This window comes from Sphingobium sp. HDIP04 (assembly GCF_000445085.1).
GTDB lineage: Bacteria > Pseudomonadota > Alphaproteobacteria > Sphingomonadales > Sphingomonadaceae > Sphingobium > Sphingobium indicum.
The window spans coordinates 1-13,082 of record NZ_ATDO01000056.1 but is presented as its reverse complement, the minus strand read 5'-3'; the positions used below and the strand labels follow the sequence as shown (position 1 = coordinate 13,082).

At 65.8% G+C, this 13,082-nt stretch carries 14 protein-coding genes and 1 tRNA gene; 9 read left to right on the top strand and 6 right to left on the bottom strand.

What is annotated here, in order from left to right; translation table 11 throughout:
- The coding region (locus tag L286_RS29590; RefSeq protein ID WP_021223148.1) for a transglycosylase domain-containing protein at positions 1 to 2,001 on the bottom strand (2,001 nt) is incomplete at its 3' end.
- A gap of 109 nt (positions 2,002 to 2,110) precedes the next feature.
- Between L286_RS29590 and L286_RS29585 the strand changes: the two genes are divergently transcribed.
- Positions 2,111 to 2,311, top strand: coding sequence for a hypothetical protein (locus L286_RS29585; RefSeq protein ID WP_013040530.1), 201 nt, complete (start codon positions 2,111 to 2,113; stop codon positions 2,309 to 2,311).
- 14 nt (positions 2,312 to 2,325) lie between these two features.
- Here L286_RS29585 and L286_RS29580 read toward each other — a convergent pair whose 3' ends face one another.
- Positions 2,326 to 3,621: an MFS transporter gene (locus tag L286_RS29580; protein ID WP_020821127.1), complete on the bottom strand. Its 1,296-nt coding sequence runs from the start codon at positions 3,619 to 3,621 to the stop codon at positions 2,326 to 2,328.
- Positions 3,622 to 3,777: 156 nt separating this feature from the next.
- On the opposite strand from L286_RS29580, the gene pgsA reads away from it, so the two are divergent.
- From pgsA to L286_RS29565, 3 genes are read left to right on the top strand one after another with little or no spacing between them, the layout of a single operon-like run.
- Positions 3,778 to 4,341: a CDP-diacylglycerol--glycerol-3-phosphate 3-phosphatidyltransferase gene (gene pgsA, locus L286_RS29575; protein ID WP_007685319.1), complete on the top strand. Its 564-nt coding sequence runs from the start codon at positions 3,778 to 3,780 to the stop codon at positions 4,339 to 4,341.
- Positions 4,342 to 4,344: 3 nt separating this feature from the next.
- The gene (moaD, locus tag L286_RS29570) at positions 4,345 to 4,599 is read left to right on the top strand and encodes a molybdopterin converting factor subunit 1 (RefSeq protein ID WP_020821129.1); all 255 of its coding nucleotides are present in this window, start codon (positions 4,345 to 4,347) and stop codon (positions 4,597 to 4,599) included.
- On the top strand, positions 4,596 to 5,036 hold the full coding sequence (locus L286_RS29565; RefSeq protein WP_020821130.1) for a molybdenum cofactor biosynthesis protein MoaE: 441 nt from the start codon (positions 4,596 to 4,598) through the stop codon (positions 5,034 to 5,036). The genes moaD and L286_RS29565 overlap by 4 nt, the downstream gene beginning before the upstream one ends.
- A gap of 16 nt (positions 5,037 to 5,052) precedes the next feature.
- Here L286_RS29565 and L286_RS29560 read toward each other — a convergent pair whose 3' ends face one another.
- On the bottom strand, positions 5,053 to 5,979 hold the full coding sequence (locus tag L286_RS29560) for a hydrogen peroxide-inducible genes activator (RefSeq protein WP_020821131.1): 927 nt from the start codon (positions 5,977 to 5,979) through the stop codon (positions 5,053 to 5,055).
- Between the two features lie 39 nt (positions 5,980 to 6,018).
- Positions 6,019 to 6,792, bottom strand: a complete 774-nt coding sequence (locus L286_RS29555; protein ID WP_007685327.1) for a sulfite exporter TauE/SafE family protein — start codon at positions 6,790 to 6,792, stop codon at positions 6,019 to 6,021.
- A 160-nt stretch (positions 6,793 to 6,952) separates the two neighbouring features.
- Between L286_RS29555 and epsC the strand changes: the two genes are divergently transcribed.
- On the top strand, positions 6,953 to 7,663 hold the full coding sequence (epsC, locus tag L286_RS29550) for a serine O-acetyltransferase EpsC (RefSeq protein ID WP_007685328.1): 711 nt from the start codon (positions 6,953 to 6,955) through the stop codon (positions 7,661 to 7,663).
- On the top strand, positions 7,663 to 8,022 hold the full coding sequence (locus L286_RS29545; protein ID WP_007685330.1) for a DUF2794 domain-containing protein: 360 nt from the start codon (positions 7,663 to 7,665) through the stop codon (positions 8,020 to 8,022). The genes epsC and L286_RS29545 overlap by 1 nt, the downstream gene beginning before the upstream one ends.
- Positions 8,023 to 8,271: 249 nt before the next feature.
- Here the strand turns inward: L286_RS29545 and L286_RS29540 are convergent, their stop codons facing one another.
- Entirely contained in the window at positions 8,272 to 9,843 is a 1,572-nt protein-coding gene (locus tag L286_RS29540; protein ID WP_020821132.1) for an ATP-binding protein, read from the bottom strand.
- A gap of 179 nt (positions 9,844 to 10,022) precedes the next feature.
- Between L286_RS29540 and L286_RS29535 the strand changes: the two genes are divergently transcribed.
- Entirely contained in the window at positions 10,023 to 10,955 is a 933-nt protein-coding gene (locus L286_RS29535; protein ID WP_021223146.1) for a sugar kinase, read from the top strand.
- A gap of 61 nt (positions 10,956 to 11,016) precedes the next feature.
- Positions 11,017 to 11,090, top strand: a tRNA-Gly gene (locus L286_RS29530).
- Between the two features lie 272 nt (positions 11,091 to 11,362).
- On the opposite strand, the gene radC is transcribed toward L286_RS29530, so the two are convergent.
- Positions 11,363 to 12,100 (bottom strand): RadC family protein, encoded by a 738-nt coding sequence (radC, locus tag L286_RS29525; protein WP_380764619.1) that lies wholly within the window; start codon positions 12,098 to 12,100, stop codon positions 11,363 to 11,365.
- An 86-nt stretch (positions 12,101 to 12,186) separates the two neighbouring features.
- Here radC and L286_RS0124310 point away from each other — a divergent pair.
- On the top strand, positions 12,187 to 13,082 hold an 896-nt coding region (locus tag L286_RS0124310; RefSeq protein ID WP_031293142.1), incomplete at its 3' end, for an intermembrane phospholipid transport protein YdbH family protein.

Genomic DNA, 13,082 nt, shown 5'->3' with positions numbered 1-13,082 from the left:
CGCGCCGGGCGGCGGCCCCTGCGGCTGGTCGATGGGCAGGCGGATCTGGCCGCCCCCGATATTCACCGTCACGCCCTGCGTATCCAGGCCCACGCTCATATTGCCCAGGCCCGCGTCGGTCGCGACATTGGCGATGGCGTTGACCAGGTCGCTGTCCTTCGTGTCCTCTGGCGCATCCTCGACCGGCTCGTTGATCGCGCCTGCCATGAAGTTGCGCCAGATGCGGGCAGGCACGCCGCCGCCCGCCGCGCCGCCGGGCAGGGGGCTGTTGTCGTCGTTGCCGATCCACACCGCCGTCACCAGCCCGCCCGCATAGCCGACGAAGATCGCGTCCCGGCTATCCTGCGTCGTGCCCGTCTTGCCGAAGGTGCTGGTGCGCAGCGCCGCCGCGCTGCCCGTGCCGCGATTGGCGGCGGAGGACAGCAGGTCGCGGATCATCTCCAGATGGTCGTCGCTGAAACGCTTTCGGCGGCTCATCAGCCGGTCGAACCAGCCCTCTTCCTCCGGCGGCAGGCCATGGGCCAGCACCGGATAGGTGCCCGCCGCCACAGCCGCATAGGCCTCCGTCAACTCCACCAGCGGGATTTCCGAGGTGCCCAGCGCCAGGCTCAGATCCTCGGTCAGCGGCGCGGTGACCCCCAGGTCGCGGGCCACCTTGATCACATTGTCGACGCCCACCTTCTGCGTCAGCCGCACCGCCGCGACATTGCTCGACGCCGCGAAGGCCTGCCGCAGGGTGATCCTGCCGCGATATTTGCCGCCATGATTGGCCGGGCGGTAGGTGCCGGTGGTGATCGGCGTGTCCTCGATGAAATCGTCGGGCGTCATCCCGGCGCGGAAGGCGGCCAGATAGACGAACAGCTTGAAGGTCGATCCCGGCTGTCGCTTTGCCTGCACCGCCCGGTTGAAGGCGCTTTCGCGATAATTTTTGCCGCCGACCATGGCGACCACGCTGCCGTCGGGCTTCATCGCGACCAGCGCCGCCTGCGCCTTGCCCAGCGGAGCGCGGCGGATGGCCGCCTCCGCCAGCCGCTGGATGCGCCAGTCGAGCGTGGTCGTCACATTCTGCGCGCCATAGACCGCGCCCGCCCGGTCGCGGGCCTGGGGCAGCACCCAGTCGGCGAAATAGGTGCCGCTGGTCGGATCGGGCGTTTCATGCACGTTGAGCCGGGCGGGGGACAGGGCGTTGCGCTGCGCCTTGCTGATATAGCCCGCTTCGACCATCGCCTGCGTCACCAGCGCGGCCCGTTCCTGCGCGCCCTTCAGATTGGCGGTCGGCGCCAGCCGCGAGGGCGCTTTCAGCAGCCCGGCCAGCATCGCCGCCTGCGGGATGGTCAGCCGCTCCGGCTGGCGGTTGAAATAATGGAGGGACGCTGCCCTCAGCCCATAGACATTGTCGCCGAAATAGACGTTGGAGAGGTATCTCTCCATGATCTGGTCCTTGGTCAGCCACGCCTCCAGCCAGAAGGCGATCAGCGCCTCCCGCGCCTTGCGGCCGAAGGTGCGGTCGGCGGACAGGAACACGCCCTTGGCAAGCTGCTGCGTGATCGTGCTGCCGCCCTGCGACGATCCACTGGACCAGAGATTATGCCAGGCCGCCCGCGCTATGCCGCGCGGGTCGACGCCCCAATGGCTGCGGAACCGCCGATCCTCTATCGCCATGAAGGCCTGCGGCACATGTTCGGGCAGCGCCGCGACGGTCACGGGCCGGTCGATGATCGCGCCGCGCCGGGCGATCAGATGGCTGTCCGCCGACATCAGGCTGATGCTGGGCGGCGCGATGGGCTTCAGCGAGCGGGACAGGGGCGCCGTCACCGCCAGCCAGGCGATCAGGATCATCAACAGCGCCAGCAACGCCGCGACCACCCATCCGGCGATCTGCATTCGCCGCTTCCAGGGCCGGGGCGGCGCGAAGGCGCTGGGCGGACCGGCGCCGAAGGCGCGGGGCGGCAGGGTTTCAGGCTCCGGATTCGGCAGGGGATCGGTCATCGCTTCGGACATGCTGTGTTATTTGCCTGACACGGTCAAGCATGTCCCGTCGCGGGACAATCGGGGGTTAACCGTAAACCGCGATATTCCAAAAGGTAAAGAATCTCTTAACCTGTGCGTCATGAGAAGCAGACCTCTAGTCCTGACGAGCGAGTCGGCGCGCCATCCATTCCGCCAGCGGCTGCCGCGCCATGTCCTGCGCATCGTCGAACCGGCCCCCGCCGCGCGCGAGCGCCCGCCGGTTTCCGACGACAATGACTGGAAACTGTTCATGCTGAGCTTCGGCGCCTTCTTCACGGCCTTCTACAGCTTTATCTTTTAATCTACTTCATTGCGTCAATCGCAGGCCTTGTGCAGCGTCCATGCGATCCACGCGCAGGGCAGGCACAGCGCCGCCACCAGCAGCAACTGGTTCACCACCGACAGGCCCGCGATGCTGAGGCTGATGGTCAGCAGCGACCCGATCACCATCGCGCCTGAATTGACGATATTGTTCGCCGCGACCGTCCGCGCCGCCTCGCATTTCTCGACCGTGGTGGTGAGGAAGGCGTAGAGCGGCACTACGAACATCCCCCCGAAGGTCGCCACGCAAAGCAGGCAGAGCGACAACGGGATTGCCAGCGGGTGGTAGAGGAATCCCGCCAGCGAGAGCATCTTCCCGTCCGACCCCGCCATCCAGAGGTCGCACACGATATGGAAGGCGACGATGCTGATCCCCATGCCGATCACGGACGCGGGTGCATATTTGGCCGACACATGGCCGCACAGCAGCCGGTTGATCGCGACCGATCCGATGGCGATGCCGATGGAAAAAATGCCCAGGAACAGGCTGGCGACCGACTTATCGGCGCTCAGCACATTCTTGACCAGCGGCGGGAACTGGATGAACAGCACCGTGCCCACCGCCCAGAAGAAGCTGATCGCCATGACGGCCAGGAACAGCCGCCGGATGTGCATCGTCCCCCGCACCAGCGCGATGGAGGACCGGATGATGTGGAAGTCGATCGGCTGCCGTTCCAGCAGGGACGGGGCGGGCGGCACTTCGCGCCCGGCCAGCCAGCCCACCGCCGCGGTCAGGACGATGCCCGCCGCCGCCGCCTGCACGGGGATGATCCCGGCCAATATGGTCCCTGCGAGGATGGCGATATAGGTTCCGGCCTCGACCAGTCCGGTTCCGCCCAGCACTTCCTCGTCATGCAGATGCTGGGGCAGGATCGCATATTTGATCGGCCCGAAGAATGTCGAATGCACCCCCATGGCGAACAGCGCGACCAGCAGCAGCGGAATGGCAAGGACATGGACGGCAATGCCGCTCCAGATCAGCGCCAGCCCGATGGCGCCCACGGCCATGATGACGATTTCGGCCGCCTTGACGATGCGGATGATGGCCGCCTTGTCGCGCTGATCGGCCAATTGCCCCGACAGGGCGGACATCAGGAAGAAGGGCAGGATGAAGATGCCGGTCGCCAGCGCGCTGAACCATGTTTCCGATTTCTCGTCATTATAGACGGTATAGACGACGAACAGCACCATCGCGTTCTTGAACAGATTGTCGTTGAAGGCGCCGAGGAGCTGAGTGATGAAAAGCGGCAGAAAACGTCGCTTGTTGAGGAGCCTTAGAGAGGCTTGCATGGGCGAGGGGGTCTTCTTCGCTGTGGATGAGCGTGGCGGGGTCTAGCCACAGAAGACGGGTCAGCACAACCCCTCTGCGTGAAACCGTGCCGGCCCCTTCCTTTCCATATCGCGCATCCGCTTGTGCGCCGGCCCCGACTGTGGCAGTCCGCCGCCATGCTGACGCTGCCCAATTTGCTGACGCTTTCGCGCATATTGACCGTTCCGCTGCTGGTGGCGCTGCTGTGGCCGGCGGAGATCGGCGCGCGCTGGACCACCGGCTATATGCTGGCCTTCGGGCTTTATTGCCTGATGGGGATCACCGACTATTTCGACGGCTATCTGGCGCGGGCGCAGGGCGCGGTGTCCAGGCTGGGCATCTTCCTCGATCCCATCGCCGACAAGATCATGGTCGGCGCGGTGATCCTGATGCTGGCGGCGACCCGCGACATATCGGGCATCCATATCGCCGCCGCGATGATCATCCTGCTGCGCGAGATCGCGGTGTCGGGCCTGCGCGAATTCCTCGCGGGATTGCAGGTGTCGGTGCCGGTATCCCGCCTCGCCAAATGGAAGACGGCCTTCCAGTTGATCGCGCTGGGCGCGCTGATCCTGGCGGGGGCGGTGCCGCAATTCCCCTTCGTGCAACTGGTCGGCATCGCCACGCTGTGGGCCGCCGCGATCCTCACCCTGGTCACGGGCTGGGATTATCTGCGCGTCGGCATCAGGCATATGGACTGAGTGATGCTGAGCCTCGTCTATTTCGCCTGGGTCCGCGAAGCCGTCGGCCGCGACGAGGAACGGATCGAACGGCCAGCCCCCGGCACCACCGTCGGCGCGCTGATCGCCGCGCTGGCGGCGCGGGGCGGCGGCTATGCGGAGGCTTTCGGCCAGCCGGACAAGCTGCGCGCCGCGCTCGACCAGCGCTTCGTGCCGCTGGACAGCCCCATCGGGGAAGCGCGGGAACTGGCGATCTTCCCCCCGGTCACGGGGGGATGAGCCGCGTCTCCATCCAGGCGGAGGATTTCGATCCGGCGGCCGAACTCGCCGCGCTGGAGGCCAGCGGCGGCGGCGGCGTCGCCAGCTTCACCGGCATCGTCCGGGGGGATGGCGGGCTGATCGCGCTCGAACTGGAACATTATCCGGCGATGACGACGGCGCAGGTCGACCGCATCGTGGCGGAGGCATGCGAGCGCTGGCCCCTGCTTGGGATAAGGGTGATCCATCGCTTCGGGCGGCTGGAACCGGGCGAGCGGATCGTCTTCGTCGGCACCGCCTCGCGCCACCGCGCGGCGGCGCTGGAGGCCTGCGCCTTCCTCATCGACTGGCTGAAATCGCAGGCGCCCTTCTGGAAGAAGGAGCATTTTGCGGATCGCACTGCCTGGGTCGAGGCCCGCGCCGAGGATGACGCGAAAGCCGACGGCTGGAAGCGCTAATTTTCAACTCACGCCCCTAAGCCGCGACACCGACCTCCGGCAAATCCGCCGCATCGCGCAGCAGCTCCGCCAATAGCCGGAATTCCTTTTCCCGCGGACTGTTCTTGCGCCACACCAGCGCGATGTCGCGATGCGCCCGTTCCGACCGCAGGGGGCGGGCCGTGATGTCCGTATGCTCCAGCAGGCCGCTGGCAATCGCCATTTCGGGCATGATCGTCATGCCCAGCCCATTGTCCACCATCTGCACCAGCGTATGCAGCGACGTGCCCATCATCATCGCGCTCGCCCGGATTTCCGGCCGGTTGCACGCCGCCAGCGCATGGTCCTTCAGGCAATGCCCGTCCTCCAGCAGCAGCAGCTTGGTCTCGTCGATCATCTCCGGCGCGATCCATTCGGGCGGATCGCGGGGATCGTCGCGGGGAAAGGCGACATAGAGCCGGTCCTGGAACAGCAATTCGCTGTCCAGTTCCCCGGTCGGGAAGGGCAGGGCGAGCAGCACGCAATCCACATTGCCGTGCCGCAGGGATTCGATGGCCGCCTGCGTCGTCTCCTCCCGCAGGTACAGCTTCAATTCGGGCCGCTCGCCCCGCAATTTGGGCAGCAGGCGGGGCAGCAGGAAGGGGGCGATGGTGGGAATGACGCTCATCCGCAATTCGCCGGTCAGCGGCTTGCCCGAAGCCTCCGCGATGGCGGCCAGTTCTTCGGCTTCGCGCAGCACCCGATGCGCCTTTTCCACGATGCGGTCGCCCAGCGCCGTGAAGCGCACCACCCGCCGCGTCCGTTCCACCAGTGTGATGCCGATCAGCGATTCCAGTTCGCGAATGCCCGCCGACAGGGTCGACTGGGTCACGAAACAGCTATCCGCCGCCTTGCCGAAATGGCCATGCTCCTTCAGCGCCACAAGATATTGTAGCTGCTTGAGCGTGGGCATGTAGCTCGACATTGATCGCCTTCCTCGATTGGAAGGCGCAATATAATCGTGCTAGCCGATATATCCAAGCCATTTGGCCACGCCGAACAGCGAAGTCAGCGTCAGGATCGATCCCACGGCGATGAACAGCGTCCGGGGCGAGACATGCCGGGCCAGCATCGCGCCGAACGGCGCCGCGATCACCCCGCCGATCAGCAGGCCCACCGTATAGGTGGTGAAGGTTTCCCACCCCAGATGCAGCAGGAAGGTGATGCTGATGGAGGTGGTCAGGATGAATTCGACGCTGTTGACCGTGCCGATGGTGTGCCGGGGGCTGGACCCCTGGATCAGCAGGTTGGACGTCACCACCGGCCCCCAGCCGCCGCCGCCGGTCGCATCCATGAAGCCGCCGACCAGGCCCAGCGGGCCGACCCATTTGGGATTGCGCGCCTGGGGCGGATAATGGAAGCCCCGCCAGACCAGATAGACGCCGATCGCCGTCAGATAGGCCTGAACGAAGGGCTTGATCATCGCCCCGTCGACGTTGGACAGCAGATAGGCGCCGGCGACCCCGCCGATCACGCCCGGAATGATGAGGCGCGCGAACAGGCGCCAATCGACGTTGCGATGGATGATATGGCTGATCGCCGACACGCCGGTGGTGAAGGTTTCCGCCGCATGGACGCTGGCCGACGCCCTGCTGGGCGGCACGCCGAGCGCCAGGAGCAGCGTGCTGGAAATGACGCCATAGGCCATGCCAAGGGCGCCGTCGATCATCTGGGCGCCGAAACCGATGAGAATGAAAGGCAGGATTTCGCCGAAATGGGCGATAAAGATGTCGATCATTCATTGGTCCCTGTTATGATTGTCTACCGCCTTGATTGGTATATCACGGGCCGCCAAGAAACTTTCTGTTTTATCGGGCGAAGCCGAAATAGCCCGCCATCTGGAAAATTCATCCTTTTGCGCTTATGTACCGTCTGGTCGGTTTCATCAGGGGCGCCCCATGCTGCGCAATCTCATCGCCTATCTGGATTCGGTCAAAGCCCGCGACCCTGCTCCGCGTTCGCGTGCCGAAATCCTCCTCTATCCGGGCCTGTGGTCGCTTGCCTTCCATCGGGTGGCGCACCGCCTCTATCGGGCGCGGCTTTATTTCCTGGCCCGCGCCGTGAACCATTTTTCGCGTTTCCTGACCGGCAACGACATTCATCCGGGCGCCCGCATCGGCAAGCGTTTCTTCATCGACCATGGCTTCACCGTGATCGGGGAGACGGCGGAGATCGGGGATGACGTCACCCTCTACCAGAATGTGACGCTGGGCGGCACCGATCCCGCGAACGGCATCGCCGGCAAGCGCCATCCGACGCTGGAGGACGGCGTGATCGTCGGTTCCGGCGCCCAGGTTCTGGGTCCGGTCCGCGTCGGCGCCCGCGCCCGCGTCGGCGCCAATGCCGTCGTGACCAAGGATGTGAAGGAAGGGGCGACCATGGTCGGCATTCCGGCGCGGCCCATGCTGGTCGACGTGACCGCCTATCAGCGGGAATTCCTGCCCTATGGCACGCCATGCTCCGACTGCGTCGACCCGGAAAGGCAGAAGCTGGAACTGCTCCAGCTTGAAATCGACCAGTTGCAGAAGCGCCTGGCCGAACTGGTTGCGGAACGGGGCGGCGCGCCGGCGCAGGACATCCCCCTGGTCAAGGAGCGTGGCCGCGCCTGATGAGCAATGTGACCCCGTTCCCGTCGCAATCGGCCCAGGGTGCGAAGGGGCCGGTCGGCCAGACCGGGTTCGATCGTCTCGAACTTCAGCGGATCATGGATCTTTACGGCCGCATGGTCGCGGCGGGTCATTGGCGCGACTATGCCATCGACCTGGGCCGCGAAGCCGCGATCTTCTCCGCCTTCCGCCGATCCGCCGAACGGCCGGAATTTCGCATCGAAAAGCGGCCTTCCCTACGTCACCGCCAGGGCATGTGGGCGTTGATCGGGGAGGCGGGACATGTGTTGAAGCGCGGCGCCGAGCTGCAGGGCATACTCGCGCCGGTGGAACGGCGGCTGCTCAAGATCGTGGGTGATTGAGACCCGTGTCGTCCGGATGGGCGCCGGCGGAAAGGGGGGCAGGACATTCCCGACCTTTCCCATTCTTAGGCTGTATCGACATTCAGCCCTGACGGCCTGCAAATGGTTGAAGCGAGTCACGTGCCTCGCTTCAATTTCCGTGCTTCCGGTGCTCACCTACTTTGAGTAGGCTGCGCGCCGGGTCACGGAAAATCACCATTTTCGGCTCGCCATCTTCTGAATGCCGATACACCCTAGGGATAGCCGCCTTCACAGATCGTCCGAATGGGCGGCCAGCCTGATGAGTTTCTGACCGCCCCGCGTCGCCGCCGTGACGATGCGCGCCAGTTCCGCCTGCTTGAACGGCTTGTCCAGCCGTGGCCGCCGGGTCACGTTCGGCGGCAGTTCGGCAAAGCCCGTTATGATGACAACCGGCAGTCCCGGGGTCCTCATGTCGATTTCGTCGGCAAGCTGCGTGCCGGTCATGCCCGGCATGGCATAGTCGGTGATCACCAGGTCGACGCTGCCCTGCTCCAGAACGCGCAGCGCGTCCGCGCCCGATGTCGCCTGGAACACGGTGTGCCCCAACTCCTCCAGCATGCCGGCGGTGTTGGTCAGCACCAGATCGTCATCGTCGACGGCCAGGATCACCAGCGGCTCCGCAACCGCCGATGCCAGGGCGTTCGGAATGTCGTCGACAGCCTCCTCCACCCGGCCGGCGGGCGCCATCGGCAGTAATAGCGACACCATGGTGCCCCGGCCCTGTTCGCTGACGATGGTCATCGAACCGCCGCATTGTTCGGCAAAGCCGTGCACCATCGACAGGCCCAGGCCCGTGCCCTTGCCGACGCCCTTCGTCGTGAAAAAGGGTTCGCACGCCCTTTCCAGCGTGGCGGCGTCCATGCCCTCCCCCTCGTCGATGACGGACAGGCGCACATAATGGCCGCCCTCCAGATCGGTGCGCTGCGCCTTCGACAGGATGGTCTCCGCCCCCTCTATGATGATCCGTCCGCCGCCGGGCATGGCGTCGCGGGCGTTCATCGCCAGATTGAGCAGCGCCAGTTCCAACTGGGCCGGATCGGCATGGGCGGCGCTGAGGTGCAGGGGAAAGCGGGTTTCGATGGCGATCCCGCTGCCCAGCGTCGTCTTCATCAGATCGGCCATGTCCCGCACCAGCGCCACGCAGTCGACGCTTTGCGGCTTCAGTTCCTGCTTGCGCGCAAAGGCCAGCATCCGCTGCGTCAGCGTCGCCCCGCGCTCCGCGGCGGTCATCGCATTGTCGATATAGCGGGACACGTCCGCCCCGGTCGCCAGCCTATGCCGCGCCAGGTCCAGGCTGCCGACGATCACGGCGAGCAGATTGTTGAAGTCGTGGGCCACGCCGCCGGTCAGCTTGCCGATGGCGTCCATCTTCTGCGCCTGGAGCACGGCCTCCCGCGCCTCTTCCAGCGCGAGTTGCATTTCCTGCCTTTCCGTAAGGTCGCGGCTTATCTTGGCGAAGCCGATCAGTTCGCCGGCCGCGTTGCGGATCGCGTCGATGACGACATGCGCCCAGAAGCGGGTTCCGTCCCTGCGCACGCGCCATCCTTCCGCCTCGAACCGGCCGGCCTGGCCAGCGGTTTCCAGGGCAAGGGCGGGCAGGCCGGCCGCCTGATCCTCCGGCGTGTAGAAGCGGGAGAAATGTTCGCCGATGATCTCTTCGGCCTCATATCCCTTGAAGCGGCGCGCCCCGGCATTCCAACTGATGACGATGCCGTCGGCCGACAGCATGTAGATGGCATAGTCGGTGACGTTCTGGACCAGCAGTTCGAAGCAGTTTCCAGACCCTTCCGGTGCCGCCATAGTCATTTGGGGATTCCCCTCGAATAGCATGCCCGTCATGGACATATGGACAACGCGCAGAGGTTCCGGACGTTCCGCTTGCGAAAGCGATTGTCGGCGCCCGCCGGGTACGGCGCGGCATTGACTTGGCCGTGCCCTCCGCGCCAAGGAGGCGCCCTCGGCAGCAGGATGGAACGGATATGGGCAGGACCGCAGGGATAACCGTCGTCGGCGAAGCGATGCTGGAACTCAGCCGCGCTTCGGGCGAAGGCGTTTCGGGCGGGGGGTGGAACCTGCGTTATGGCGGCGACGTCATCAACACGGCGATCCATCTCGCCCGCTGCGGCGACCAGGTCCGCTTCGCGAGCGCGATCGGCGCCGATCCGATGAGCGCGGACCTGCGCGCCGCCTGGGAAGGAGAGGGGGTCGACACCTCCCTGCTGCTCGCCGTCGAGGGAAGGCTGCCTGGCCTTTACGCCATAGAGACCGATGCCCAGGGCGAGCGCAGCTTCCATTATTGGCGTGGGGAGGCCGCTGCCAGGCGCATGTTCGACCTGCCCGAAAGCGCCGCCATGGTGGAGCGGGCCGCAGGATCGGAACTGCTCTACTTCTCGCTGATCACGCTTGCCATCCTGTCCGGGGAGGCGCGGGAAAAGCTGCTCGCCCTGTGCGGTGCGGTCCGGGCAAATGGGGGCCGAGTGGCGTTCGACGGCAATTATCGCGCCCGGCTCTGGCCCGACGCCGCGACCGCCCGCCACTGGCGCGACCGTGCCGTTGCGCTCAGCGACATCGGCCTGCCCACCCTGGCCGATGAGGTGGAGATGGGCGAGGCCGACGATGCCCTGGATGCGGCCCGACGCTGGGGCGCTGGCGACGGGCGCGAGGTGGTGGTGAAACTGGGCGCGGAAGGCTGTCTGGTGGATGGGGCTATCGTCGCTCCGCCCGCGAGGCTTTCCGTCGTCGATTCGAGCGGCGCGGGCGACGCGTTCAACGGCGGCTATCTCCATGCCCGCCTCGCCGGCCGCCCGCCGCGCCAGGCCGCACTTTCTGGCCATCGCCTGGCGGGCTGGAACATCGGCCGCCGCGGCGCCATACCGGCCCGCGATGCGGATGCGCCCTATGCCGACCTCTGAAATTCTCCGCCGCGGCCGCGTTGACGCCAACGGGATCAAAGGCTAAGCCGCTTTCGCCCGGGCGGGTGTAGCTCAATGGTAGAGCAGAAGCTTCCCAAGCTTACGACGAGGGTTCGATTCCCTTCACCCGCTCCAGATTTTCCCGATCTTCAAAGACTTGCCTTTGCCGTCGACGCGGCTTTTTTGCTTTGCGCGATTTCAACCGTCGATTGCTTGAAAATCGCTCCGACGCAGCGCGTCCTAGGCTGTATCGACATTCAGATGATGGCGAGCCGAAAATGGTGGTTTTTCGCGACCCGGAGCGCAGCGTAATAAAGGTAAGTGAGTACCGGAAGCGCGGGATTGAAGCGAGGCACGTGACTCGCTTCAACCATTTGCAGGCCGCCAGGGCTGAATGTCGATACACCCTAGATCAATCCTTTCGCGCGCAGGCTGCTATGCCCCTGCGTCCCGATGATGATGTGGTCGTGCACCGCGATGTTGAGCCGCTTGCCCGCTTCGGCGATCTGCCGGGTGATCTCTATGTCCTGGCGGCTGGGTTCGGGCGATCCGCTCGGATGGTTGTGGACCAGGATCAGCGCCGCCGAGCCCAGGTCGATCGCCCGTCGGATCACCTCCCGCGCGTAGATCGCCGCCTGGTCGATCGAACCGTCGCCCATATGCTCGTCGCGGATCAGCATGTTGCGGCTGTTGAGGTGCAGCACCCGCACCCGCTCCACCGTCAGAAAGGCCATGTCGGCGCGCAGATAGTCGAGCAGCGCCTGCCAGCTTGCCAGCACCGGCTTTTCCGCCACCTCGTTGCGCAGCATCCGCAGCATCGTCGCCTGCACGATCTTGATCGCCGCGATGCTGGTGTCGCCCATGCCGGGCACGCGGGCAATGGCCTGCCAGTCGGCCGCCATCAACCCCCCAATGCCGTCGAATTCCCGCAGCAGCGCCTTGGCCAGCGGCTTGGTGTCGCGGCGGGGTATGGCCAGCGCCAGCAGATATTCGACCAGTTCATGGTCGTGCAGCGCTTCGCCGCCATTTTCCGCCAGTTTCTGGCGCAGCCGGGCGCGATGCCCGACACCGTCGTGCGTGGCCTTCAAATTCCGGTCCGCCAAAATCCTACCTGTCCCCCATGTGCCGATGCGGACGCTATTCATTGCGGATTTATCGGGCAAGGATATTTAGGAGTGATCGGACGTTATGCAGGCGTTACGGACTTGAGCACGCGGGTTTGACCATAAGCATGGAAGATGAAGACGGCGAAAAGGAGATTCGCCGGGGCTGGCTCCGCTGGCTTGGCGTCGGCACGGGGTCGCTGGCGCTGGTCCTTGCCGCGCTGTGGACGCAACGCGCGCCCATCGCCGAAAATTTCATCAGCCGCGAACTCAACCGTCGGGGCGTGCAGGGCAGCTACGACCTGGCGGACATCGGCCTGCGCACCCAGCGGATCGAGAATATCGTGCTGGGCGATCCCGCCCGTCCCGACCTGACGGCGCGCTGGGTGGAGGTGGACATCGCCTTCACCGGGCTGGCCCCGCAAGTGGCGGCGGTGCGGGCCGGCGGCGTCAGGATGCGGGGATCGCTGCGCAACGGCGTGCTGAACCTGGGGGAGGTCGACAAGTTCCGCGATCCGAAGTCCGCCGCGCCTTTCAGCCTGCCCGACATTCTGCTGGCGCTGAGCGATGCGCGGCTGCGGCTGGATACGGATGCCGGGGCTATCGGCATGCAGATTGACGGGCAGGGGAACCTGCGGTCGGGATTCCGGGGCAGGCTGGCGGCGGCAATGCCCAATGCGGGCGGCAAGGGATGCGGCCTGGCAAATTTGCGGGCGATGCTGGACATCGCGATGCAGGATGGACGCCCGCACCTCTCCGGCCCGCTGCGCGGCGAAGCGCTGGCCTGCCGCGATGCCGGCATCGCCATCGCGAAACCGGCCGCGGATGTGGATGTCCGATTCGGCAAGGCGCTGGATCGCTGGACCGGCCGCGTCGACCTTATGGGCGAGGCGCTCAGGTCCGGCGGCATGGTTCTGGCGCGGCCTGCCGGGCGGATCGATTTCGACGGGACGGCCGATGCGATCGCCGGGCGAGCGCGAATCGGGGCGGCCGCCCTGTCGGCCGGCGGCGCGCTGACCGGCCC